Here is a 24,825-nt window from a genome sequence, read left to right as displayed (position 1 = left end):
CTGGTGGCAATCCGCGTCCTACTGGTCGATGACCAGCCGCTGCTGCGCACCGGCTTCCGGATGATTCTGGAGGCCGAGGGAGATCTTGCGGTGGTGGGTGAGGCCGGTGACGGCCTCCAGGCCCTCGATCAGGTGCGGGCGCTGCAGCCCGATGTGGTGCTGATGGACATCCGCATGCCTCGGATGGACGGCGTCGAGGCGACGCGTCAGATCACCGGGCCGGGACGGGACGGTCCGGCGAAGGTGCTCGTGCTGACCACGTTCGATCTCGACGAGTACGTGGTGGAGGCGTTGCGCGCCGGTGCCAGCGGCTTTCTGCTGAAGGATGCTCCGGCCAATGAGCTGGTGCAGGCGATCCGGGTGGTCGCGGCGGGCGAGGCGATGCTCGCCCCGAGCATCACGCGCAGGCTGCTGGACAAGTACGCGGACCATCTGCCGTCGGGCGAGGACGCCGTGCCGGACACGCTGCACACGCTGACGGAGCGTGAGGTGGAGGTGTTGAAGCTGGTGGCGCGCGGCCTGTCGAATGCGGAGATCGCCGCCGACCTGTTCGTCAGCGAGACGACGGTCAAGACGCATGTGGGCCATGTGCTGACGAAGCTGGGGCTGCGCGACCGAGTGCAGGCCGCGGTGTACGCCTACGAGAGCGGGCTGGTGCGTCCCGGCGCCCAGTGACCCGGCCGGTGCGGCCGGGACGGGGCGCCGAGGTGGCACCGTAATTCAGACGGCGCTGCGGCCGAGCTCCCAGAGCTGCAGGTCGGCCGAGGAATTGACCGACCACTCGACGCCGGTGAGGCCGTCGCGGGAGGCGACGTACTGCTTGCCCTGCCAGATCGGAAGTACAGGAACGTCGGTGGCGACGATGTCCTGGAGCTTCCGGAAGGTCTTGCCGGCCGAGGCCCGGTCCTCCTCCCGGCGGGACTGCGGGATCAGCGTGTTCTGGGCCAGTGCGGACTTGTACGGCGAGTTGAGGAAGTTGTTCTTGTCGAGGAACGGCGCCGTGTAGTTGTCCGGGTCCGGGAAGTCGGGGAACCAGCCCATGCCGTAGACGGCGTAGTCGCCGCGCTTCTGGGCGGGGCGGTACTTCGCCCAGGGGGTGCCCTTGACGTCGACGTCGAACAGCCCGGTGGCGTTGAGCTGCTTCTTCAGCGCCTTGAACTCGGTGGCGGTGGCGGGCCCGTAGTGGTCCGTCGTGTAGTGCAGGGTGAATTTCACCGGTGTCTGGATGCCGGCGGCCTGCAGGATGGCGGCGGCCTTGGTGGTGCTGGGCTCGCCGTACTTGTTGTAGAACGAGTTGGTGTGTCCGGTGATGCTGGACGGGATGAGCGAGTAGAGCGGCTCGGCGGTGGCGCCGTAGACCTGACCGGCGATCTGGCCTCGGTCGACGACCTGGGCGATGGCCTGCCGGACGGCCCTGTTCTTCACCGCGGGGTCGGTGGTGTCGAAGGCGAGGTAGCTGATGGAGAGGCCGGGCATCTCGGTGAGCTTGATGCCGTCCTTCGGCCGCTCCAGCATCTGCTGAGCCTGCCCGGGAGACATGGTGCGGGTCATCATGTCGATCTTCTGGGTGTCGAGCGCCTTGCCCATCGCCTTGGCGTCGGGGAAGAGATCCAGCTCGACCTTGTCGTTGAGGACCTTCAGATCGCCCTTGTAGCGCGGGTTCTTGGTGAAGACGACCTTGACGACCTGGTCGTTCCTGACCTCCGGCTTCATCGTGTAAGGACCGGAGCCGTCGACCTGGAAGCCGCTGCGCGGGGTCCTCGCCGGGTACTTGCTCTTCTGCACGATGCCGGCGGCCGGGGTGGCGAGCTTGTACGGGAAGGTCGCGTCCGGCGTGTTCAGGTGGAAGATGACTTCGTTGTCACCCCGCGTCTCGATCGTGTCGATGTTGGCGAGCAGACCGACGGGGCCGCTGTCGGACTTGATGTCGATGACGCGGTTGATGGAGTACTTGACGTCCTCGGCGGTGACGGGCGTGCCGTCGGCGAACGTGAGGCCGCTGCGCAGCTTGCAGCGGTAGCTCTCGTCCTCCCGGTCCGTGAAGGTGCAGCTCTTGGCGGCTTCGGGGACGGGCTCGCCACCGCCGCGCGGCACGTGGGTCAGAGTCTGCACGGTCTGCCGCAGGACGTTCCAGACGCCTGCTTCGTAGCCTATGGCGGGGTCGAGCGGCGCGGGGTTGTCCTCGGTGGCGACGAACTGGTCCGTGGTGCCGACAGCGATGGCGGCCTTGCCATCGCTCCCGCTGTCCGTCCCGCCGCAGGCGGCGAGTACGGGCGCGAGCAGGCCGACGACGGCCGGCAGCACCAGAGTCTTGCGGTTCATCTTGGACGTTCTCCCTCATCCGGCCATTGAGAAAACGACATTAGTGGGCGCCGCCGGTAATGCCGGACGGGTGCTCTGCGATGCGTAATCGAATGACGAGGGGAATGCTCTTCGAGCCGATTTCCCGAGCGGGGAACGTTCCGCACAGGACTTCACGAATCTGGACAGATTGGCGGATCAAAACGGACAGCTGGGTCGATCTTGAAGCGCATCGAAAGTCCAGGGCGTGATAAAACTCACGCCCGAGCCATTTCTCACCTTTGACATGGCCCCGACTTACCCACACGTACGTACGACGAAATGCGCACATCGCAACGGCGAGAGTTTTGCTGTTTATTCACAGAAATACTCTCGGTATACGCATCAATGCACTCCAGTGACCAGGCCCCGGAGAAATGCGAGATCGACCTCTTCGAGGGAGCCCACGACGACCCGGCCGGCGGCGGGCGCGATCGGCGCCACGGACGGCACGGCGACGACGCGGCAGCCGGCGGCCTCCGCCGCGGCGACACCGGTCGCGGTGTCCTCGATGACCGCGCAGCGCTCCGGGGCCGCCCCGAAGCCCGAGGCGGCGGTGAGATAGGGCTCCGGGTGCGGCTTCGTCCGGGAGACCTCGTCGCCTGCGACGGTGAGCGAGAAATGGTGGTGCCCGACCGAGTCCAGCACCCGGTCGATGATGCGCCGGTGCGAGGCGGAGACGAGGGCGGTCGGCACCTCGTGGGCCGCCAGCTCGGCGAGCAGCCGGGCGGCTCCCGGCATCAGCGGTACACCGCGGCCGATACGCGCCTCGAAGCGGTCGTTGAGCAGCACGGTCAGCTCGGGAAGCGTGATGTCCGCGCCGGTGACATCGATCAGGTAGCCGGCGCTGCGGGTCATCGGGCCGCCGACGACCACGTTCTTCCACGCCTCGTCCAGCCGGTGACCGAGATCGGCGAAGACCTCGACTTCGGCGTCCCACCAGAAGCCCTCGGTGTCGACCAGGGTGCCGTCCATGTCGAGAAAGACGGCCTGAAGGGCGGCGCCATCGGCCATACGGGTCAAGGACGCGGAGACCGTACTGGTCATGCGGCACACCTTCCACGAGGGACGAGAAGGCCGGTCACCGTTTCCGGAGGAAAAGGCGACCGGCCTGCACTGGACCGACCAGTGTACGACTCGACCCGCTGCCGCGCGTCGATCATTTTCTACCGCGCGTTGAAGTACTTCGCCTCCGGGTGATGGATGACGATCGCGTCGGTGGACTGCTCCGGGTGCAGCTGGAACTCCTCGGAGAGGTGCACCCCGATCCGCTCGGGCTGGAGCAGGTCGGCGATCTTCGCCCGGTCCTCGAGATCGGGGCAGGCACCGTAGCCGAGGGAGAAGCGCGCACCGCGGTACTTCAGCGCGAACATGTCCTCGACGTCGGCCGGGTCCTCGCCGCCGAAACCGAGCTCGGAACGGACCCGGGCGTGCCAGTACTCGGCGAGGGCCTCGGCCAGCTGGACGGAGAGGCCGTGCAGCTCCAGGTAGTCGCGGTAGGAGTTGGCTTCGAAGAGCTTGGCGGTCTCCCCGCCGATCTTCGAGCCGACCGTGACGACCTGGAGGCCGATCACATCCGTCTCGCCGGACTCCTCGGGACGGAAGAAGTCCGCGAGGCAGAGGCGGCGGCCGCGACGCTGGCGCGGGAAGGTGAAGCGGGTGCGCTCCGAGCCGTCCTCGTGGAGCAGGATCAGGTCGTCGCCCTTGGAGACGCAGGGGAAGTAGCCGTAGACGACGGCGGCTTCCAGCAGGTTCTCGGTGTGCAGCTTGTCGAGCCAGCCGCGCAGGTGCGGGCGGCCCTCGGTCTCCACCAGCTCCTCGTACGTCGGCCCGTCACCGGCGCGGGCCTGCTTCAGGCCCCACTGCCCCTTGAAGAGCGCACCCTCGTCGAGCCAGGAGGCGTACTCCTTGAGCTGGATGCCCTTGACGACGCGGGTGCCCCAGAACGGGGGCTCGGGGACCGGGTTGTCCGTGGCGACGTCGGAGCGGGCGCCCTCCTCCGGCTCGTCGACCTCCAGCACGGCGGTCTCCCGCTTGGGCACCCGGCGCTGCTTGAGCTCCGGGAGGGTGGCGCCGGGGACCCCGCGCTTCACCGCGATCAGGGCGTCCATCAGGCGCAGGCCCTCGAACGCGTCGCGGGCGTAGCGGACCTCGCCCTCGTAGATCTCATGGAGGTCCTGCTCGACATAGGCCCTGGTGAGGGCCGCGCCGCCGAGGATCACCGGATATTCGGCGGCCAGTTTGCGCTGGTTCAGCTCCTCCAGGTTCTCCTTCATGATCACGGTGGACTTCACCAGGAGGCCGGACATGCCGATGACATCGGCGCGGTGCTCCTGCGCGGCCTCCAGGATCGCGGAGACCGGCTGCTTGATGCCGATGTTGACGACGTTGAAGCCGTTGTTGGACAGGATGATGTCGACGAGGTTCTTGCCGATGTCGTGGACGTCGCCGCGGACGGTGGCCAGGACGATCGTTCCCTTGCCCTCCGCGTCGGACTTCTCCATGTGCGGTTCCAGGTAGGCCACGGCGGACTTCATGACCTCGGCGGACTGGAGCACGAACGGCAGCTGCATCTGGCCGGAGCCGAACAGTTCGCCGACGACCTTCATGCCTTCGAGCAGTGTGTCGTTGACGATGTCGAGAGCCGGACGGGTCTGCAGTGCCTCGTCGAGGTCGGTCTCCAGGCCGTTCTTCTCGCCGTCGATGATGCGGCGCTGCAGGCGCTCGTCGAGCGGCAGCGCGAGGAGCTCCTCGGCCTTGCCGGCCTTCATCGACTTCATGTTGACGCCCTCGAAGAGCTCCATGAGCCGCTGCAACGGGTCGTAGCCTTCGGCGCGGCGGTCGTAGATGAGGTCGAGTGCGACCTTCACCTGCTCTTCCTCCAGGCGCGCGATCGGCAGGATCTTCGACGCGTGCACGATGGCGGAGTCGAGACCGGCCTTGACGCACTCGTCGAGGAAGACGGAGTTCAGGACGACTCGAGCGGCCGGGTTGAGACCGAAGGAGATGTTCGACAGGCCGAGCGTGGTCTGGACCTCGGGATGACGCCGCTTGAGCTCGCGGATGGCGCCGATGGTGGCGATGCCGTCCTTGCGGGACTCCTCCTGACCGGTGCAGATGGTGAAGGTCAGCGTGTCGATGAGGATGTCCGACTCGTGGACGCCCCAGTTGCCGGTCAGATCCTCGATCAGCCGCTCGGCGACGGCGACCTTGTGCTCGACGGTACGGGCCTGGCCCTCCTCGTCGATGGTCAGGGCGATCAGTGCGGCGCCGTGTTCGACAGCCAGCGCGGTGACCTTGGCGAAGCGCGACTCCGGCCCGTCGCCGTCCTCGTAGTTGACGGAGTTGAGAACGGCCCGGCCGCCGAGCTTCTCCAGTCCGGCCCGCAGGACCGGCAGCTCGGTGGAGTCGAGCACGATCGGGAGCGTGGAGGCGGTGGCGAAGCGTCCGGCCAGTTCCTCCATGTCAGCGACACCGTCGCGGCCGACGTAGTCGACACAGAGGTCGAGCATGTGCGCGCCCTCCCGGATCTGGTCGCGTGCCATCTCCACGCAGTCGTCCCAGCGCGCCTCCAGCATGGCCTCGCGGAACTTCTTGGATCCGTTGGCGTTCGTACGCTCGCCGATGGCGAGGTACGAGGTGTCCTGACGGAACGGGACGGTCTGGTACAGCGAGGCGGCGCCGGGCTCGGGCCGCGGGTCGCGGGGGACGAGGTCCGCGCCGCGCACGCGCTCGACGACCTGCCGCAGGTGCTCCGGAGTCGTACCGCAGCAGCCGCCGACCAGCGAGAGGCCGTACTCCTGGACGAACGTCTCCTGTGCGTCGGCCAGTCCTTCGGGGCCGAGCGGGAAGTGCGCGCCGTCCTTGGTGAGCACCGGCAGTCCGGCGTTGGGCATGCAGAGCAACGGGATGCGCGAGTGGCGCGTGAGGTAGCGCAGATGCTCGCTCATCTCCGCCGGGCCGGTCGAGCAGTTCAGGCCGATCATGTCGACGCCGAGCGGTTCGAGTGCGGTCAGCGCGGCACCGATCTCCGAGCCGAGCAGCATGGTGCCGGTCGTCTCGAACGCCAGCGAGCACAGCAGCGGAAGGTCGCTGCCCAGCGCCTCGAGCGCCCGCCGCGCACCCAGTACCGCGGCCTTGGTCTGCAGGAGGTCCTGCGTCGTCTCGATGATGAGCGCGTCCGCGCCGCCGGCGATCAGGCCCTCGGCGTTCTGCTGGAAACCGTCGCGGAGCACGGTGTACGGCGCGTGGCCCAGCGTCGGCAGCTTGGTGCCGGGGCCGATCGAGCCGAGCACCCAGCGCTGCTGTCCGGTGGAGGCAGTGAACTCGTCGGCCACTTCGCGGGCGATGCGCGCGCCGGACTCCGAGAGTTCGTGGATGCGCTCGGGAATGTCGTACTCGCCCAGGGCCGAGGCGTTGGCGCCGAAGGTGTTCGTCTCGACACAGTCCACGCCGACCGCGAAGTACTCCTCGTGCACGGAGCGCACGATGTCGGGGCGGGTGACGTTGAGGATCTCGTTGCAGCCTTCGAGGTTCTGGAAGTCCTCAAGGGTGGGATCCTGCGCCTGGAGCATGGTGCCCATGGCACCGTCGGCTACGACCACTCGGGTGGCCAGCGCCTCGCGGAGGGCTTCGGCTCGGTTCCGGCTGTCGGCGGAAAGGGTCGGCAACGAGGCCATGGATGTGCTCCCTGGGATGCGACGGCTGTCGGCTTTACGGCTTCCGGAAGAGGCCGCACCTCGTCAGGGTAGCCGGGCAGCGCCTCGGAGCGTCACTGTGTCCCACGTGACGGACGGCATGCTGTGCGGGGGATGTCCGGGTCCGAGCAGTCGAGCGGGTTCCCCGCACGACCGGACATGAGTCGACATCGACCGATAGTGTTCAGCATTGTCGAACCACAGTGGAGGAGTACGGCGTCATGGCCAAGAACATCCAGTCGCTCGAGCGGGCAGCGGCGATGCTGCGCCTGCTGGCAGGTGGCGAACGTCGGCTGGGGCTCTCCGACATCGCCTCCTCCCTGGGCCTGGCCAAGGGCACCGCACACGGCATCCTGCGCACGCTGCAGCACGAGGGCTTCGTCGAACAGGACGCGGCGTCCGGGCGCTACCAGCTGGGCGCCGAGCTGCTGCGCCTGGGCAACAGCTATCTGGACGTCCACGAGCTGCGGGCGCGCGCCCTGGTCTGGACGGACGACCTGGCCCGCTCCAGCGGCGAGAGCGCCCATCTGGGCGTCCTGCACCAGCAGGGCGTGCTCATCGTCCACCACGTGTTCCGGCCCGACGACAGCCGGCAGGTCCTGGAGGTCGGGGCGATGCAGCCACTGCACTCCACCGCGCTGGGCAAGGTGCTGGCGGCGTACGACCCGGTGGCACACACCGAGGCCGTCGAGGGCGAGCGGCAGCCCTTCACGCCACGCACCGTCACCGACCTGGAGGAGTTCGAGACGGTGCTCGATCTGACCCGGGCGCGCGGCTGGGCGGCGGACGTGGAGGAGACCTGGGAAGGCGTGGCCGCGGTGGCCGCACCGATCCACGACCGCCGCCGGATGCCGGTGGGCGCGGTGGCCGTGACCGGCGCGGTGGAACGTGTCTGCTCCGACGGCGAGCTGCGCCCCGAGCTGGTGGCCGCCGTACGGGACTGTGCACGGGCGGTCTCCCGGGATCTCGGCGCCAGGCGCTTCTGACCGATTTGGCGGATCATCGGTAACGATCGTGTTATCCGTCCCAGAACCCTTGACGCTCCATTCACCGGGGGGAAACACTGCCGTTCATCGGTCGACATTGTCGAACGCCTAACGGCAATACACGCTAGGGTGTGACAGTGCCAAGGGCCGGTGAAGCCCTCACCTGAGGGCGCGGACCACCGGAGGGACCCGGGGTTCGGCTTCCCTGGACGAAGGACAAAGGAGTCGCGGGTGTCCAGCTCCGACATCTTCATCGGCGAAACCATCGGTACCGCCGTTCTCATCCTGCTCGGCGGCGGTGTCTGTGCCGCCGTCACTCTCAAGCACTCCAAGGCACAGAACGCCGGCTGGCTCTCGATCACCTTCGGGTGGGGTTTCGCAGTACTGACGGCCGCGTATCTGGCCGGCGGCGTGTCCGGGGCCCACCTCAACCCCGCGGTCACGATCGGCCTCGCGATCAAGGGCGGCACCGCGTGGAGCGACGTACCGCTGTACATCGGCTCCCAGCTGCTCGGCGCGATGATCGGCGCGGTGCTGGTCTGGCTGACGTACTACGGACAGTTCCGGGCCCATCTGACCGACCCGGAGACTCTGTACAGCCCGCCGAGTGAAGAGGGCCTGGTCGACCAGGCCGCCGCCCCGAAGGCCGGCCCGGTGCTGGGCATCTTCTCCACCGGCCCGGAGATCCGGAACGCCGTGCAGAACGTGATCACCGAGGTCATCGCCACCGTCGTACTGGTCCTGGCGATCCTCACCCAGGGCCTCAACAACGACGGCAACGGACTCGGCACGCTCGGCGCGCTGATCACCTCCCTGGTCGTCGTCAGCATCGGCCTCTCGCTCGGCGGCCCGACCGGTTACGCAATCAACCCCGTTCGCGACCTCGGTCCGCGTATCGTGCACGCGCTGCTGCCGCTGCCGAACAAGGGTGGCTCCGACTGGGGCTACGCCTGGATCCCGGTCGTCGGCCCCCTCATCGGCGGCGCGATCGCGGGCGGTCTCTACAACCTCGCCTTCGCGTGAACCGTAGAGCCCTGAGCCGTAACCCTCAGATCCCACAGACTTCCAGGAGCACACCGTGACCGACGCACACACCACCGGACCGTTCATCGCGGCCATCGACCAGGGCACCACGTCGAGCCGCTGCATCATCTTCGACAAGGACGGCCGGATCGTCTCCGTCGATCAGAAGGAACACGAGCAGATCTTCCCGAAGCCGGGCTGGGTCGAGCACAACGCGGCCGAGATCTGGGAGAACGTCCAGGAAGTCGTCGCCGGCTCCGTCGTCAAGGCGGGTATCACCGCCGCCGACGTCAAGGCGATCGGCATCACCAACCAGCGCGAGACCACGCTGCTCTGGGACAAGAACACCGGTGAGCCCGTCCACAACGCCATCGTCTGGCAGGACACCCGCACCGACGCGCTCTGCAAGGAACTCGGCCGCAACGTCGGCCAGGACCGCTTCCGCCGCGAGACCGGGCTGCCGCTCGCCTCGTACTTCGCCGGCCCCAAGGTCCGCTGGCTGCTCGACAACGTCGAGGGCCTGCGCGAACGCGCCGAGCGCGGCGACATCCTCTTCGGCACCATGGACTCCTGGGTCATCTGGAACCTGACCGGTGGCACCGAGGGCGGCGTCCATGTCACCGACGTCACCAACGCCTCGCGCACCCTCCTGATGAACCTGCACACCATGGCGTGGGACGAAAAGATCCTCGCGTCCATGGACATCCCGGCGGCCGTGCTGCCCGAGATCCGCTCCTCCGCCGAGGTGTACGGCACCGCCAAGGACGGCGTCCTGGCCGGCGTCCCGGTCGCGTCCGCGCTCGGCGACCAGCAGGCTGCCCTCTTCGGCCAGACCTGTTTCTCCGAGGGCGAGGCCAAGTCCACGTACGGCACCGGCACCTTCATGCTGATGAACACCGGTGAGACGCCCGTCAACTCGTACAACGGACTGCTGACGACCGTCGGCTACCGGATCGGCGACCAGAAGCCGGTCTACGCCCTGGAAGGCTCCATCGCCGTCACCGGCTCGCTGGTGCAGTGGATGCGCGACCAGATGGGCCTGATCAAGTCCGCGGCCGAGATCGAGACGCTGGCCTCGTCGGTCGAGGACAACGGCGGCGCGTACTTCGTGCCCGCCTTCTCCGGCCTGTTCGCCCCGTACTGGCGTTCCGACGCCCGCGGCGTCATCGCCGGCCTGACCAGGTACGTCACCAAGGCGCACATCGCCCGTGCCGTACTGGAGGCCACCGCCTGGCAGACCCGCGAGATCACCGACGCCATGACCAAGGACTCGGGCGTCGAGCTGACCGCCCTCAAGGTCGACGGCGGCATGACCTCCAACAACTTGCTGATGCAGACGCTCGCCGACTTCCTGGACGCACCCGTGGTGCGGCCCATGGTCGCCGAGACCACCTGCCTCGGCGCCGCCTACGCCGCCGGTCTCGCCGTCGGCTTCTGGCCGGACACCGACGCACTGCGCGCCAACTGGCGCCGGGCCGCCGAGTGGACCCCCCGCATGGACGCGGACACCCGCGACCGCGAGTACAAGAGCTGGCTCAAGGCCGTGGAACGGACCATGGGCTGGATCGAAGACGAGGAGTAATCGACATGACCACCCTGCAGAGCGTCCCGGCCCTCGGGACGCACCCGGCCTCCGGCTCCCTTCCGAGCCGCGCCGAGACTCGGGAGCAGCTCTCCAAGGCGACGTACGACCTCCTGGTGATCGGTGGCGGCATCCTGGGCATCTCCACCGCCTGGCACGCCGCGCAGTCCGGGCTGCGGGTGGCTCTGGTGGACGCCGGCGACTTCGCCGGCGCCACCTCCTCCGCCTCCTCCAAGCTGCTCCACGGCGGCCTGCGCTACCTGCAGACCGGTGCGGTGAAGCTGGTCGCGGAGAACCACTTCGAACGACGTGCGGTGTCCCGTCAGGTGGCCCCGCACCTGGCCAACCCGCTCACCTTCTACCTGCCCGTCTACAAGGGCGGACCGCACGGCGCGGCCAAGCTGGGCGCGGGTGTGTTCGCGTACTCGGCGCTGTCCGCGTTCGGTGACGGCGTCGGCCATGTGATCAGCCCGGCGAAGGCGCAGCGCGATGTGCCGGAGCTGCGCACGGACAATCTGAAGGCCGTCGCGGTCTACGGCGACGACCAGATGAACGACGCCCGGATGGCACTGATGACGGTCCGTGCGGCCGTCGACGCGGGCGCGGTCGTCCTCAACCACGCCGCGGTGACCGGGCTGCGGTTCACCAGGGGCCGGGTGACGGGCGCAGACCTGGAGGACCGTACGGACGGCACGGAGTTCGGCGTCACCGCCCGGCTCGTGCTGAACGCCACCGGACCGTGGGTCGACCACCTGCGGAAGATGGAGGACCCGAACGCGGCGCCTTCGATACGTCTGTCCAAGGGCGCGCACCTCGTCCTGAAGCGCACCCGCCCCTGGAAGGCCGCGCTCGCCACCCCGATCGACAAGTACCGCATCACGTTCGCCCTGCCCTGGGAGGACATGCTGCTGCTCGGTACGACGGACGAGGAGTACGAGGGCGATCCGGCGGACGTCGCGGTCAACGAGAAGGACACCGCGCAGATCCTGGACGAGGCGGCGTTCTCGATCAAGGACCAGCAGCTGTCGCGCGATCTGATCACGTACTCCTTCGCAGGCCTGCGGGTGCTGCCGGGCGGTCCCGGCGACACCTCCAAGGCCAAGCGCGAGACGGTCGTGACGGAGGGCCGCGGCGGGATGCTGTCGGTCGCGGGCGGCAAGTGGACGACGTTCCGCCACATCGGCCGTACGGTGATGAACAAGCTGGCCGCGCTCCCCGGGCACCCGCTGGCCGAGGACATGGAGCCGATGGCCCGTCTGCCGAAGAAGCTCCCGCTGCCCGGTATCGCCAACCCGAACGCGGTCGCGCACCGGCTGCTGATCGACGGCGGAGCGCCCGGACCGCGGATGGCCGCCGACACGGCGCGGCACCTCGCCACCCACTACGGCTCGCTCTCCTTCGACATCGCGCGGCTGGCGAACGACAATCCGGCGCTGGCCGAGCGCATCCACCCGGACGCGCCGGAGATCTGGGCGCAGGTCGCGTACGCGCGCGACCACGAGTGGGCCGAGACGGCCGACGACGTGCTGCGCCGCCGGACGACGCTGACGATCCGCGGCCTGGCCACGGACGAGATCCGGACCAAGGTCGAGGGCCTGCTGGCCGACAAGGGCTGAGACCGGCCGAGGTACGCGAACGGGGGCGGCTTCCACGGGGGGAGCCGCCCCCGTCCGCGTACCACCGTGTGCCCGTGCCCGCTGACCTGGAGCGGCCGGTGTACGTGCCACACAGCCGCCATACGCGCGCAATGTGACGCGGGGACAGTGGAAGTCATGAAGTTCTCGGTGCTTTCCCTCATCGGCCATGCCCCGCACCCGCTGACCGGCGAACTCCCGTCCGCCGCCGACCGGATCGCGGAGGTGATCGAGACCGGCGTGGTGGCGGAGCGGCTCGGTTTCGACGCGTACTCGATCGGCGAGCGGCACGCCGGTCCGTTCCTCTCGTCGAGCCCGGGTGTGGTGCTCGGCGCGCTGGCAGCCCGCACCCGGACCATCCGGTTGCTGACCGGCGTCACCGTCGTCGCGATCCTCGATCCGGTGCGGGTGGCCGAGGACTTCGCGACGCTCGACCAGCTCTCCCGCGGGCGGATCGAGCTGGTCGTCGGGAAGGGCGCGGAGGCCGGCCACTTCGACCTCTTCGGGCTCGACGAGGCACGGCAGTGGGACCTCCAGAAGGAGAAGTACGAGCTGCTGCGAAGGCTGTGGACGGAGGAGGGCGTCGACTGGGAGGGCGAGTTCCGGCCGGCCCTGAAGGGTGTGACGACGGTGCCGCGTCCGTACGCCGGGCTGCCGCGCGTCTGGCACGGCTCCGCGACCAGTCTCAACTCCCCCGAGCTGGCCGCCTTCCACGGCGATCCGCTGTTCACCGCCAACGCCATCCAGCCGCGGGCCGCGTACGCCCGGCTGATCGACCACTACCGGGAACGGTTCGCGGCGTACGGGCACGATCCGGCGAAGGCGCATGTGGCGGCGGGGTCGGGCGGGCTACTGATCGCCGACGGTTCGCAGCAGGCGGTGGCGCGCTACAAGGAGCTTTACGAGGCGAAGGTGAGGCAGTCCTTCCGTCCCCACCTGGAGGGGAAGGCGGGGTACAACACGCCGTTCCGGACGATCGAGGAAGCCATCGCGGACGGGCCCCAGCTGATCGGCAGCCCGCAGCAGATCATCGACAAGATCCTCGGCTGGCACGAGGTGTACGGTCACGACCTGCAGTCGGTCTCCGTGGACGCCTTCGGACTGAGCCACCAGGAGCAGATCGAGACCTTGGAGCGGTTCACGGAGGAGATCGCCCCGGTGGTACGGCGCGAGGCGCCGTCGACGCTCTGGGACTGAGGGATCGGTCACCAGCTGCGGCAGACCCGGTTCATCCACCTGGTTCGACCCCCATAATGAGATGAGACATCGGATGTCTTCTTCCGAGGTCTGATCCCGCCCGAATCCAGGAGGACCGTCATGGCTGTCACCGACGAGGCGATCGAGAAGATCAAGGGAATGATCGTCTCGGGTGCGCTACGGCCCGGCGACCGTCTGCCCAAGGAGAGCGAACTCGCGGCGGAGCTCGGGCTGTCCCGCAACTCGCTGCGCGAGGCGGTCCGCGCCCTGTCCCTGATCCGCATTCTCGATGTCCGGCAGGGCGACGGTACGTACGTCACCAGTCTCGACCCGCAGCTGCTGCTGGAGGCGCTGAGCTTCGTCGTGGACTTCCACCGCGACGACACGGTGCTGGAGTTCCTGGCAGTCCGCCGGATCCTGGAGCCGGCCGCCACGGCCATGGCCGCGACCCGGATCACCGAGGCCCAACTCGACGTACTGAGCTCCCAGTTGGACGCACTCGGCGCGCAGCCCTCGGTGGAGGAGCTGGTCGCCTGCGATCTGGAGTTCCACCGCGGCATCGTGCAGTCGTCCGGGAACTCGGTGCTCTGCTCCCTGCTCGACGGTCTCTCCGGGCCGACGACCCGGGCCCGCGTCTGGCGCGGCCTGACGCAGGAGGACGCGGTCAGCCGCACCCTGCACGAGCACCGGGCCATCCTGTCGGCGCTGCGCGACCGGGACACGGAGGCTGCGCGGTCGTGGGCGACGGTGCATGTGGCGAGCGTGGAGCAGTGGCTGCGGTCGACGCTGTGACGCCTGCGGCGGGCTTGTTCCCCCACCCGCCACATCCCGAACCGGGACTCCGCCCCCGACCCCACGCCGCAGACGCCGGCGGGGCTGAACTTCTCAGCCCCGCCGGCGTCTGCGGGTGTACGGGTCAGTCCTGCTTCTCACCGCTCGCGAAGCGCGAGATGACCAGCGCGACGATGATGATCGCGCCGTTGAGGAACTGGTTCCACAGCGCCGGGACGCCGCCCAGGGTCATCACGTTGACCACCAACTGCAGCGTCAGTACGCCGGTCAGCGCACCGAACAGCGTGCCTCGCCCACCCTTGAGACTGATGCCGCCGATGACCGCCGCGGCGAACACCTGGAAGATCCAGCCGTTGCCCTGCGTCGCGGCGACCGCACCGTAGTGGCCGGTGTACAGGATGCCGGCGAAGGCCGCCAGCAGACCGCCGATGGCAAGCACGATCCAGGTGACCCGGTCGACCCGGATGCCGGCGGCCCGCGCCGCCTCCGGGTTGCCGCCGATCGCGTACAACGAGCGTCCGTGGCGCAGCCAGGCCAGCGCCGCGCCGCCGATCGCGAAGAGCACCAGGCAGATCCAGACGGCGGCCGGTGCGCCGAGCCACTCGCTCTTGCCGAGGTAGCGGAACGACTCCGGGACGTCGGTGATGGACTTGCCCTCGGTGATGCCGATGTGGAGGCCGCGCAGCATGGTGAGCATGCCGAGCGTCGCGATGAAGCCGTTGACCCGCAGCTTCAGCATCAGAAAGCCGTTGACCGCACCGATCGCGAGGCCCACCAGCAGACAGAGCGGGATCGCCGACCAGGTGGGCAGCAGACCGAGGCCGGCGAAGCGGCCGCCCTCGGTGGGCAGGACCAGCCACATCGCGACGACCGGCGCGATGCCGATCGTCGACTCCAGTGACAGGTCCATCCGTCCGCAGATGAGGATCAGTGCCTGGCCGAGGACCAGCAGGCTGAGCTCGGAGGACTGCTGGACGACGCCGATCAGGTTGTCGGAGGTGAGGAACACCGGCGAGACGATGAACCCGATCACCATCAGCACCAGGATCACCGGAACCAGGGAGAAGTCGCTCCACCGGATCAGCCTGAGCCGGCTCAGCGGGCTGTCCTCGCCCAGCCCGCCCTTCGGTCCTCCGTTGATGTCGCCGGCCGCCGGTGGCCGTATCGTGCCGGTCATTCCCTTTCCCCCACACCTTCCATGGCGGCGACGAGTTCCCCGTCGGTCCACCCGCTTGCGAATGTCCCGACCACACGCCCGTGGAACAGGGCGAGCACCCGGTCACAGACCCGCAGATCGTCCAGCTCGTCCGAGACGACGACTGCGGCATTGCCCTCGTCGGCGACCCGCCGGACGACTCCGAGCAGCGAGTCCTTGGACTTGACGTCCACACCCGCGGTAGGCCGGACCGCGACCAGCACGCTCGGCTTGCGGGCCAGTGCGCGCGCGACCACCACCTTCTGCTGATTGCCGCCGGAGAGCCCGGCGACAGGCTGTTCGGGACCCTGAGTCTTGATGTCCAGCGACTCGATCATCGACTGTGCGAACTCCCGGGTACGGGAGGGCAGTACGGTCCCCCACGGTCCGAGCTGGTCGGTGACCGTGAGCGTGGCGTTCTCGGCGACGCTGCGCCCGAGGACGAGTCCCTGGTCGTGCCGGTCCTCAGGGATGTAGCCGATCCCGGCGTCCAGCGCGTGCGGCACGCTGCCGGACCGCACGGACCTCCCGTGTACGCGGACCGTGCCGCCGGTCGCCTTGCGCATCCCGGCGAGCGTCTCACCGAGCGCGGTGTTGCCGCTGGCCGCAGAACCGGCGAGACCGAGCACCTCGCCGGGACGGACCTGAAGGTCCAGCGGCTCGAACTGGCCCTCCAGGGCGAGTCCTTCCGTACGCAGTACGGGCTCCGCCGACTCGTCCCGCACCGCCGCCGGCACACCTCCCGCGTGCCAGGCGGCGGATCCGCCGCCCTGCTCGCCGGTCATCGCCGCGACCAGTTCGCTCTTGGCGAGGTCGGCGACCGGGGCGGTCAGGACATGGCGGGCGTCGCGGTAGACGGTGACCGCGGTGCACAGTTCGTACACCTCCTGCAGATGGTGGGAGATGAACAGGAACGCCACTCCCTGGCTCTGCAGTTCCCGGAGCTTGTCGAAGAGCCGGCCGATGCCCCGGGCGTCGAGCTGGGCGGTGGGTTCGTCGAGGACGACCAGCCGGGCGCCGAAGGACAGCGCCCGGGCGATCTCGACGAACTGCCGCTGTTCCACGGCGAGATCGCCGGCCCGGGTGCGGGGGTCGACCTGTACCCCGTACTCGGCGAGGAGCTCCTCCGCGCGCTTGCGGAGCCTCCCCCAGCTGATCCAGCGCGACTCGTCGTCCAGCCGGCCGAGAAAGAGATTCTCGGCGACGGTCAGATCGGGGACGACCATGGACTTCTGGTAGACGCATGCGACCTTCGACTGCCAGGCCGTCGTGTCCCCGAAGGCGGGCGCGGGCTCCCCGCCGAACCGGACCGTCCCCGCGTCCGCCTTGTGCAGTCCGGTCAGCACGCCGACCAGGGTGGACTTGCCCGCGCCGTTACGGCCGACGAGGGCATGGGACTCGCCGGGCCGCACGGTGAGCTGCACACCGTCGAGCGCGACGGTGGGCCCGAAGCGTTTGACGACGCCTTCCGCCTGTACGGCAGGTGGTGCCTTTTCCATCAGAACCCTTCTCAGCGAGGCGCTGTAGTAACGTCGATGACCTGCCTTCGGGCGGCGGTCAGGGCTTGGCCGCGTCCCGGCTCTTCGTTGCCGGGAGGGAAGCCCTCTCGGCAACGAGAGGGAGGAGTCACGGCTAGCTCTTCTTCTCCAGCTGGTTGGCCCACAGTTTCGGGTCGTCCACGTTGTCCTTGGTCACCAGGGGCGCGGGAAGTTGGTCCTCGAAACCATTGGGAATCTTGATGATGTTCGAGTCGTGGTCGGTCGGGCCTTCCTTGAAGGTCTTGCCGTCCAGGGCCGCCTTGGCGTAGTACAGGGCGTACTTCGCGTACAGGTCGGCGGGCTGGGAGATCGTCGCGTCGATCTTCCCCGCCCTGATGGCGTCGAACTCCTCCGGGATGCCGTCGTTCGAGATGATCGTGATGTGCCCCGCCGTACCGGCCGGCTTCAGCAGCTTCTTCTGTTCCAGGAGCGCGAGCGTGGGCTGCAGGAAGACACCGCCGGCCTGCATGTAGATGCCGTTGATGTCGGGGTGCGCGGCGAGCGTCGACTGGAGTTTGGCGGACGCCACGTCGCCCTTCCAGTCGGTGGCCAGCTCGAAGACCTTGATGCCCGGGTAGTCCTTGTCCATGCAGGCCTTGAACGCCTGGGACCGGTCACGGCCGTTGATCGAGGACAGGTCGCCCTGGAACTCGACGACCTTGCCCTTGCCCTTCAGCTGCTCGCCGAGGTACTTGCAGGCGTTGGTGCCGTACGCCTTGTTGTCTGCGCGCACCACCATGTAGACGTTGCCCTTGTCGGGGCGGGTGTCGACGCTGACGACCGGGATCTTCTTGTCGTTCAGGGTGTTCAGCGACTCGGCGATGGCGCCGGTGTCCTGCGGGGCCATCACCACGGCCTTGGCGCCCTGGTCGGTGAAGGTCTGGACGTTGGCGACGAGCTTGCCGATGTCGTTCTGGGAGTTGGTCAGCGGCAGTGCCTTGACGTCGCCGGCCTTCACGCCCTTCTCGATGTAGCTCTGGTACGAGTTCCAGAAGTCGCTGTCGCTGCGCGGCAGGTCGATACCGACCTTCCCGGCACCGGCGCCGTCGTCGGTGGACTCGCGGTTGCAGCCCGCGAGGGCAGTGACGGCCAGCAGTACGGCGCAGGCTGCCGCACTTGTCGTACGCACTCTCATTGGTGTCCCGTCCTTTGTGGAGTACCGGCTCGGTGCTGGATTGGCAAAGACTGGTGCATGGGTCGGCTCAAGGGCTGGTGGAGCGGGGTCAGTCGGCGGCGGGCCGAAGCCGCAGGCCCTGCATGCCGCCGTCGACGGCGAGTGCCGTCCCGGTGATCGATGCGGCGGCGGGGCTCGCCAGGTAGACGATCGCGGCGGCCACCTCGTCGGCCGAGACCAGCCGTCCCAGCGGCTGGCGGGCGTTGAGGGCGGCGCGCTCGGCTGCCGGGTCGTCGGCCTGACCCAGGAGCCGGCCGATCCACGGGGTGTCCGCGGTACCGGGGTTGACACAGTTGACACGTACTCCTTCGCGGACGTGGTCGGCGGCCATGGCGAGGGTCAGTGACAGGACCGCACCCTTGCTGGCGCTGTACAGGGCGCGTTGCGGCAGCCCGGCGGTCGCCGCGATGGAGCAGGTCTGGGTGATGGAGACGGCACCGGGACGGTCGGCGGCCGCGCGGCGCAGATGGGGCAGGGCGTGCCGGGCGGTGCGGACCATGCCGAGGACGTTGATGTCGAGGACGCGGGTCCACTCGTCGTCGTCGTTGTCCTCGACGGTGCCGATGGAGCCGATGCCCGCGTTGGAGACCAGGGTGTGCAGACCTCCCAGTTCGGCGGCGGCCCGGCCGACCGCGTCGCGTACGGCGTCGTCGTCGGTGACGTCCGCCTTGAGGGCGAGCGTGCCCGTGGGGGCGCCTGCGGTCTCCCGGTCGAGTACGGCGACGTCCGCGCCGCGCTCCAGCAGCAGGGTCGCGACGGCGGCCCCGATACCGGAGGCGCCGCCTGTCACCAGGGCGGACATCCCGTCGAAGTCCCTTGTACCGGTCATCGGTCGGCCTCCTCAGGCGTGCGGCGGGCCTGCCATACGGGGCCCTCCGGGTAGCGGTGTGCGGTGATCGAGGCGGGGAGCATCCGGGCGGAGAAGCCCGGGGAGCGCGGGGCGACGTAGCGCCCCGCTTCGATCACGGTGGGGTCGGCGAAGTGTTCGTGGAGATGGTCGACGTACTCGATCACGCGGTTCTCCCAGCTGCCGGAGACGGCCACATAGTCGAACATCGACAGGTGCTGCACCAGCTCGCACAGTCCGACGCCGCCCGCGTGCGGGCAGACCGGCACGCCGAACTTGGCGGCGAGCAGCAGGATCGCCAGGTTCTCGTTGACGCCCGCCACGCGCGCGGCGTCGATCTGGACGAAGTCGACCGCGCCGGCCTGGAGCAGCTGCTTGAACACGACGCGGTTGGCGACGTGTTCACCGGTGGCGACCTTGACCGGCTGGCCGGCCCGTACGGCGGCGTGGCCGAGTATGTCGTCGGGGCTGGTCGGTTCCTCGATCCAGTGCGGGTCGTACGGCGCGAGCGCGGTCATCCACTCCACCGCGTCGGCGACGTCCCACCGCTGGTTGGCGTCGACGGCGATCCTGATGTCCGGTCCGACGGCCTCCCGGGCCAGGGCGAGTCTGCGGATGTCGTCGCCGAGGTCTCCGCCGACCTTCAGCTTGATCTGGGTGAAGCCGTCGGCGACGGCCTCCTTCGCAAGCCGGACCAGTTTGTCGTCGGAGTAGCCGAGCCAGCCGGGCGAGGTGGTGTACGCGGGGTAGCCCTCGGCGCGCAGCCGTTCGGCGCGCTCGGTGCGGCCCGGTTCGGCGGCTTGCAGGATTTCGAGTGCCTCGCCGGGGGTGAGGACGTCGGTGAGGTAACGGAAGTCGACGAGGGAGACGAGCTCCTGCGGCGTCATTTCGGAGAGGAACTGCCAGACGGGTCGGCCCGCCTGCTTGGCGGCCAGGTCCCAGGCGGCGTTGATGACCGCGCCGGCCGCCATGTGCATCACGCCCTTCTCGGGGCCGAGCCAGCGCAGTTGCGAGTCATGGGTGAGCTCGCGGTACAGCGCGCCGAGATCGGCCGCGGTACGGGGAGCCGGGCGCCCGATCACGTACGGTCGCAACGCTTCGATGGCGGCTGCCATGACCTCGTTGCCGCGTCCGATGGTGAAGCAGAAGCCATGGCCCTCGATGACGGTCCCGTCTGCTTCCGAGCCGAGCGGGGTATCGGTACGCAGGACGACATAGGCGGCGGAGTAGTCGGGATCGGGGTTCATGGCGTCCGAGCCGTCCAGTTGCTCCGAGGTCGGAAAGCGGATGTCGTGGACCTCGAAGTCCGTGACGGTCTGACTCATGTGCGCCCCCAGGGGAATAACATCGGACCTCTGTTCTGGTCATCCGATGTATAGCGGTGCGACAGCCCCAACGTCCAGAGTTGAGACGAAATCCCCGGGACACAGCTCGGATGAATTCGGAGACTGACGCCCTGGTTGGACCGGTGATGCACCCCGCGGGGCCGGGTTCACCCGGCCGTGCACAGGGGCTGCGGCGGGAGAGGCCGGAAGCCGTAAGGTTGGTGCGTACGCAAGGGAACTTCGGAAGGAGGCCTGGGTGATCGAGCTCGAGGGGGTTCCCGAGCTGATCGACCCGGTCATGGTGGCCGCGTTCGAGGGATGGAACGACGCAGGTGACGCCGCTTCCACAGCGGTCGCGCACCTGGACCGGGAGTGGAAGGGCGAGGTGTTCGCGGCGCTCGACGCCGAGGACTACTACGACTTCCAGGTCAACCGGCCGACGGTGTGGCTGGACGGCGGGGTGCGAAAGATCACCTGGCCCACCACCCGGCTCTCCGTGGTCCGCGTCGGCGGGGACAAACCCCGCGATCTCGTCCTGGTCCGCGGTATCGAGCCGTCGATGCGCTGGCGCTCGTTCTGCAACGAGCTCCTGGGCTTCGCCCATGAGCTGGGCGTGGAGATGGTGGTGGTCCTGGGCGCACTGCTCGGCGACACCCCGCACACTCGCCCCGTACCGGTCAGCGGAGTCACCTCCGACCCGGATCTGGCGCGGACCATGGACCTGGAGGAGACCCGGTACGAGGGCCCGACGGGCATCGTCGGCATCCTCCAGGAGGCCTGCACGCATGCCGGTGTGCCCGCGGTGAGCCTGTGGGCGGCGGTGCCGCACTATGTGTCGCAACCGCCGAACCCGAAGGCGACCATGGCGCTGCTGAACCGCCTGGAGGACCTGATCGGGCTGCGCATCCCCCTGGGCGAACTGCCCGAGGACGCACGGGCCTGGCAGCTCGGGGTCGACCAACTGGCCGCTGAGGACAGCGAAGTGGCCGAGTATGTGCAGACGCTGGAGGAGGCCAGGGACACCGCGGAGCTTCCCGAGGCGTCCGGCGAGGCCATCGCTCGGGAATTCGAGCGGTATCTGCGGCGCCGGGACGTCGCGCCCGGCCAGGCGCCCGGCGGGCATGCCACCGAGAGCGGCGACGCCTCGTATCTGCGTGACACTTCGAGCGGCCGGACCAGGCCGCCGAAGCCGCCGAAGCCGGAGCCGGGACCGCCGCAGGGAGCCACGGGCGAGTCCGCTCCGGACAGGCCCTCCGACGACGACACCGGTCCCGGTCCCGGAGATTCATCGGATACGCCGGATTCATCGGAGGACTGAGGAACGGCACGGCAGTCCGTCGCGACCGGTCGAGCGCCGGGCGGGTGGGACCCGCCCGGCGCCGCGCTGTCAGGAACAGCTGAACCGCGCCGCGGCCCAGTCCCCGTGGTCACCGGTCTTGGAACCGTTGGTGTCGGTGACCTTCAGGTGCACATGGCGCGCACCGGCAACGTCCACCTCGACCGGCACGGTCGCCGACGCCCCGGTCACCTTCGGCGACGTCCACAGCACCTTGCCGTCCGCCTCGACGGAGAAGGCCACTTCGCCGTAACCGTTGATCTCGTCGTCGATCCCCGCGTCGGCGGTGAACGTGGTGCAGCGCCCGCCGAGATAGACCTCGATGTCGGAGTCGGCGTGAGAACCGATCCCCTTCTCGTACGTCTTCCCGGCGAGGGTGAGGGTGTGCCCGTCGGTCGCACCCGACTCACCGTTGCTGCGGTCGCGCTCGGCCGGCCCGTAGCCGTTGGTCGACTTCAGCCAGACCAGATCGCTCGCCCAGGTGTCGGCGGTCGGGGGCTGGGGCATCACCGCGGCCGCGAACCGCTGGACGGTGGTACGGGCTTCACCCGCCGCCCGGTAGCGGGCGACCGCGCTGATCCGGGCCTCCCCGGCCACGGCGTCCTTCGCCGGAGTGACTGCCAGCTCGACCCGTCGGGTGGTGCCCGCCGGGATCCGGTCCCCGGTCTTCGCCGGGGTGACCTGCCAGCCCTCGGGGACGTCCAGGGTGACCGCGGCGTCCGTCACATCGGCGCTGCCCGCGGTGACATCGACGGCCACGGTGCCCTCGACTCCCGCTCCGACCTCCTGCGCGTCCGGCGCGGAGACGACGGCCGTGGCGGACGCCTTCCTGCCACCGACGGCGCTGGTGCCCTCCAGCTTCAGGCTGAACTTCCGTTCTGTGCTCAGCGGCGCGGTCTTGATCTTCACCACACCACCGCGGTCGTCCTGGTCGTACCACCAGCCCTGCTTCGCGGTCCGGTACGCGGCCGCGGAGCCCAGCCGGGGCAGTGTGCCGTTCAGCTCGACGGTCCTCGGTGCCGACCCGGTGTGCACGCTGAACTCGTACGGTCGCCTGCTCTGCTTGCCGGTGAAGTCCCCCTTGCTCTCACCGATGTTCACGGTGATGTCGCCCGCGCCCCGGACGGGTGCGTCGACGTCGGCCCGCTGGGTGGCGTACTTGCCGTCGCGGTGTTGGCGGGTGACGCCGTCGTCCTCGTACAGCGTGAAGGAGGACCTGCCCTGCGGGTAGATGTCCCAGGCCAGCGAGGAGTCGCTCGTGCGGTCCTGGTACGAGCGGATGCCCGGCCACATCGGCACGGCGGCACCGGCCTTCACGAAGAGCGGGAGGGTGTCGAGCGGGGCGCTGTAGTGGTCGACGGTGGTCGGCCCCTCGTACGTCCGGCCGCTCCAGTGGTCGATCCAGGTGCCCTTCGGCAGATAGATCCCGTCGCGGCGGGTGCTGTCCTGGTAGACGGGTGCGACGAGGAAGTCCTCGCCGGACATGAACTCGTACTTCGCCGCGTCCGTCGCCGCCTTGGGGTCGTCCGGGTACTCGAGGACGAGCGGGCGCACCATGCCGACGCCGGTCTTGGTCGCCTCGTGTGCGTACGAGTACTGGTACGGCAGCAGCGACTCCTTGAGCTTGAGGTAGTCGCGGTTGATGGTGGTGTACGGCTCGCCGTACCGGTAGGGCTGCTTGTCGCTGGCCGCCCAGCCGTCCATGGTCATCGTGGTGCCGAGGAACATCTTCCACTGCAGGTCACGGGTGTACGTCTTGGCGCTGCCGCCGAAGATGCCGTCCACGTCGCCGGTGGTGTAGGCGAGGCCGGACATCGTGGCGCCCGCATAGGTCGGGATCTGCCAGCGGATGTAGTCCCAGGTGCCGTACTGGTCACCGGACCACTGGACGCCGCAGCGCTGCGCCCCCGACCAGCTCTCGGGGGCGTATGTGAAGCCGCGGGCGTCGCTGTTGTCCTCGATGCCCTTGTACGCGTCCTTGCAGCCGTCGAGAGCGAACTTGTAGCCCGAGCCGACCCACGCGACGTCGAGCTTGGCCACCCGCTGACCGGCCTTGACCTGGTCGGCGATCTTGTCGATGCCGTCCTCGGTCCACAGCCCGAGCTGCATGCCGCGGTCCTGGAGGCCCTTGGAGGTCTCGGCGAGGTCCTCGTAGCCGCAGCCGTAGCCGTCGTTGACGAGCATCCAGCCGTTCGGCATGTCGTGCTCGACGTAACCGTCGGCGACCTTCAGGGCGTCCAGGGTGCGGCGCTCGCCACGGTTGGCGTTGTGCAGATAGCAGTCGGCGTCGCCGATCTCCATTCCGTACACGGGCGGCAGGAAGGGCTTGCCGGTGAGCTTCGTGTACTGGCCGATGACGTCCTTGGCGTCGTCGCCGGCGAAGTAGTAGGCGTCGAAGCGCTGTTCCTGTGCGCTGGTGGTCACCGGGTCGGTGAACGCGTAGGTGTTGGGTGCGTAGGTGTTGCGGAAGACGCCGTATCCGGCCGAGGAGAGGTAGAACGGCACTGAGTTGGGGTGGCCCCCGTCGTCCCAGTTGTAGTCGACGCCGACCTCGACGGTCTGGCCCCGGTGCGAGGTGTTGCCGCGGCCGTTCTGCATCCCGGCGCCGTAGAACTGCTCGTCGGCGCCGCGGGCCAGGGTCTGGGTGGTCCGCTTCCCGTCCCAGCTCAGCCCCTTGGCCTCGGACCAGACGAGGCTGCCGTCGGCCCGCCGGAGTTCGAAGCGCAGCGGCGACTTGTAGGCGCGCAGGGTGATGCTGCCGGTGGAGAGTTCGTAGCGGTCGCTCCTCTCCTTCCACCGGGTGTGCGGCGGGGCGCCCTGCGGCAGGACTATGTCGTCGCCGGTCGGGTCGGCGAACGTACCGTCCGGAGCCAGTTCGATGCGGAAGGTCTCGGCGGAGACGAAGCTGACGCGGGCCTCGGCGGCACCGGCTTCGAGGTGGTAGACGGGCCCGTCGGCAAGGAAGCCGGTGAGATCACCGACCGTCGTGGCGTCGGGCTCGGCCGACTCGGCCTGTGCGCTGCCAGGTCCCGCGAAGACGGCGACCAGTCCCAGCAGAGCTGCAACTGCCGCCACTCTGATGCGCGTTGATGATTGCATAGAGCGCTTTTAGCGCAGCCGCGAGCATTTGACCATGGACAAAACAGAACCGGCCCCGAA

The 24,825-nt window shown here is 68.8% G+C and carries 17 protein-coding genes; 8 read left to right on the top strand and 9 right to left on the bottom strand.

The annotated features are described in order from the left end of the window. Positions 1-3: 3 nt before the first annotated feature. Positions 4-675: a response regulator gene (locus tag OHA88_RS35355; RefSeq protein ID WP_030918413.1), complete on the top strand. Its 672-nt coding sequence runs from the start codon at positions 4-6 to the stop codon at positions 673-675. Between the two features lie 45 nt (positions 676-720). Here OHA88_RS35355 and OHA88_RS35350 read toward each other — a convergent pair whose 3' ends face one another. From OHA88_RS35350 to metH, 3 genes are all read right to left on the bottom strand, one after another. Next, positions 721-2,322 (bottom strand): ABC transporter substrate-binding protein, encoded by a 1,602-nt coding sequence (locus OHA88_RS35350; RefSeq protein WP_328628499.1) that lies wholly within the window; start codon positions 2,320-2,322, stop codon positions 721-723. A 363-nt stretch (positions 2,323-2,685) separates the two neighbouring features. Beyond that, positions 2,686-3,387, bottom strand: coding sequence for an HAD family hydrolase (locus OHA88_RS35345; RefSeq protein WP_328628498.1), 702 nt, complete (start codon positions 3,385-3,387; stop codon positions 2,686-2,688). A 119-nt stretch (positions 3,388-3,506) separates the two neighbouring features. After that, positions 3,507-7,019: a methionine synthase gene (metH, locus tag OHA88_RS35340; protein WP_328628497.1), complete on the bottom strand. Its 3,513-nt coding sequence runs from the start codon at positions 7,017-7,019 to the stop codon at positions 3,507-3,509. Positions 7,020-7,258: 239 nt separating this feature from the next. On the opposite strand from metH, the gene OHA88_RS35335 reads away from it, so the two are divergent. The 6 genes from OHA88_RS35335 to OHA88_RS35310 all read left to right on the top strand — a co-directional run bounded on the left by OHA88_RS35335 (position 7,259) and on the right by OHA88_RS35310 (position 14,251). Beyond that, positions 7,259-8,023, top strand: coding sequence for an IclR family transcriptional regulator (locus OHA88_RS35335; RefSeq protein ID WP_267006058.1), 765 nt, complete (start codon positions 7,259-7,261; stop codon positions 8,021-8,023). 231 nt (positions 8,024-8,254) lie between these two features. After that, the gene (locus OHA88_RS35330; protein WP_328628496.1) at positions 8,255-9,046 is read left to right on the top strand and encodes an MIP/aquaporin family protein; all 792 of its coding nucleotides are present in this window, start codon (positions 8,255-8,257) and stop codon (positions 9,044-9,046) included. A gap of 55 nt (positions 9,047-9,101) precedes the next feature. Then, complete coding sequence (glpK, locus tag OHA88_RS35325; protein WP_328628495.1) at positions 9,102-10,628, top strand: glycerol kinase GlpK; 1,527 nt, start codon at positions 9,102-9,104, stop codon at positions 10,626-10,628. Between the two features lie 5 nt (positions 10,629-10,633). Beyond that, entirely contained in the window at positions 10,634-12,244 is a 1,611-nt protein-coding gene (locus OHA88_RS35320) for a glycerol-3-phosphate dehydrogenase/oxidase (RefSeq protein ID WP_328628494.1), read from the top strand. Positions 12,245-12,400: 156 nt separating this feature from the next. Further along, complete coding sequence (locus OHA88_RS35315) at positions 12,401-13,459, top strand: LLM class flavin-dependent oxidoreductase (RefSeq protein WP_328628493.1); 1,059 nt, start codon at positions 12,401-12,403, stop codon at positions 13,457-13,459. Between the two features lie 120 nt (positions 13,460-13,579). Continuing rightward, positions 13,580-14,251, top strand: a complete 672-nt coding sequence (locus OHA88_RS35310; protein ID WP_328628492.1) for a FadR/GntR family transcriptional regulator — start codon at positions 13,580-13,582, stop codon at positions 14,249-14,251. A gap of 124 nt (positions 14,252-14,375) precedes the next feature. Here the strand turns inward: OHA88_RS35310 and OHA88_RS35305 are convergent, their stop codons facing one another. The 5 genes from OHA88_RS35305 to OHA88_RS35285 all read right to left on the bottom strand — a co-directional run bounded on the left by OHA88_RS35305 (position 14,376) and on the right by OHA88_RS35285 (position 20,330). After that, positions 14,376-15,428, bottom strand: coding sequence for an ABC transporter permease (locus OHA88_RS35305; protein WP_328628491.1), 1,053 nt, complete (start codon positions 15,426-15,428; stop codon positions 14,376-14,378). Further along, entirely contained in the window at positions 15,425-16,945 is a 1,521-nt protein-coding gene (locus tag OHA88_RS35300; protein WP_328628490.1) for a sugar ABC transporter ATP-binding protein, read from the bottom strand. The genes OHA88_RS35305 and OHA88_RS35300 overlap by 4 nt, the downstream gene beginning before the upstream one ends. A gap of 133 nt (positions 16,946-17,078) precedes the next feature. Next, positions 17,079-18,119: a sugar ABC transporter substrate-binding protein gene (locus OHA88_RS35295; protein ID WP_326631636.1), complete on the bottom strand. Its 1,041-nt coding sequence runs from the start codon at positions 18,117-18,119 to the stop codon at positions 17,079-17,081. 88 nt (positions 18,120-18,207) lie between these two features. Beyond that, complete coding sequence (locus OHA88_RS35290; RefSeq protein ID WP_328628489.1) at positions 18,208-18,987, bottom strand: SDR family NAD(P)-dependent oxidoreductase; 780 nt, start codon at positions 18,985-18,987, stop codon at positions 18,208-18,210. After that, positions 18,984-20,330, bottom strand: a complete 1,347-nt coding sequence (locus OHA88_RS35285) for an L-fuconate dehydratase (protein ID WP_328628488.1) — start codon at positions 20,328-20,330, stop codon at positions 18,984-18,986. The genes OHA88_RS35290 and OHA88_RS35285 overlap by 4 nt, the downstream gene beginning before the upstream one ends. A gap of 256 nt (positions 20,331-20,586) precedes the next feature. Here OHA88_RS35285 and OHA88_RS35280 point away from each other — a divergent pair, with 256 nt between their 5' ends. Next, complete coding sequence (locus OHA88_RS35280; protein WP_328628487.1) at positions 20,587-21,648, top strand: PAC2 family protein; 1,062 nt, start codon at positions 20,587-20,589, stop codon at positions 21,646-21,648. 69 nt (positions 21,649-21,717) lie between these two features. On the opposite strand, the gene OHA88_RS35275 is transcribed toward OHA88_RS35280, so the two are convergent. Continuing rightward, positions 21,718-24,765 (bottom strand): NPCBM/NEW2 domain-containing protein, encoded by a 3,048-nt coding sequence (locus OHA88_RS35275; RefSeq protein WP_328628486.1) that lies wholly within the window; start codon positions 24,763-24,765, stop codon positions 21,718-21,720. Positions 24,766-24,825 lie beyond the last annotated feature (60 nt).

It is taken from the genome of Streptomyces sp. NBC_00353 (assembly GCF_036108815.1).
Classification (GTDB): domain Bacteria; phylum Actinomycetota; class Actinomycetes; order Streptomycetales; family Streptomycetaceae; genus Streptomyces.
This window is presented reverse-complemented; position numbering and strand designations above follow the sequence as displayed.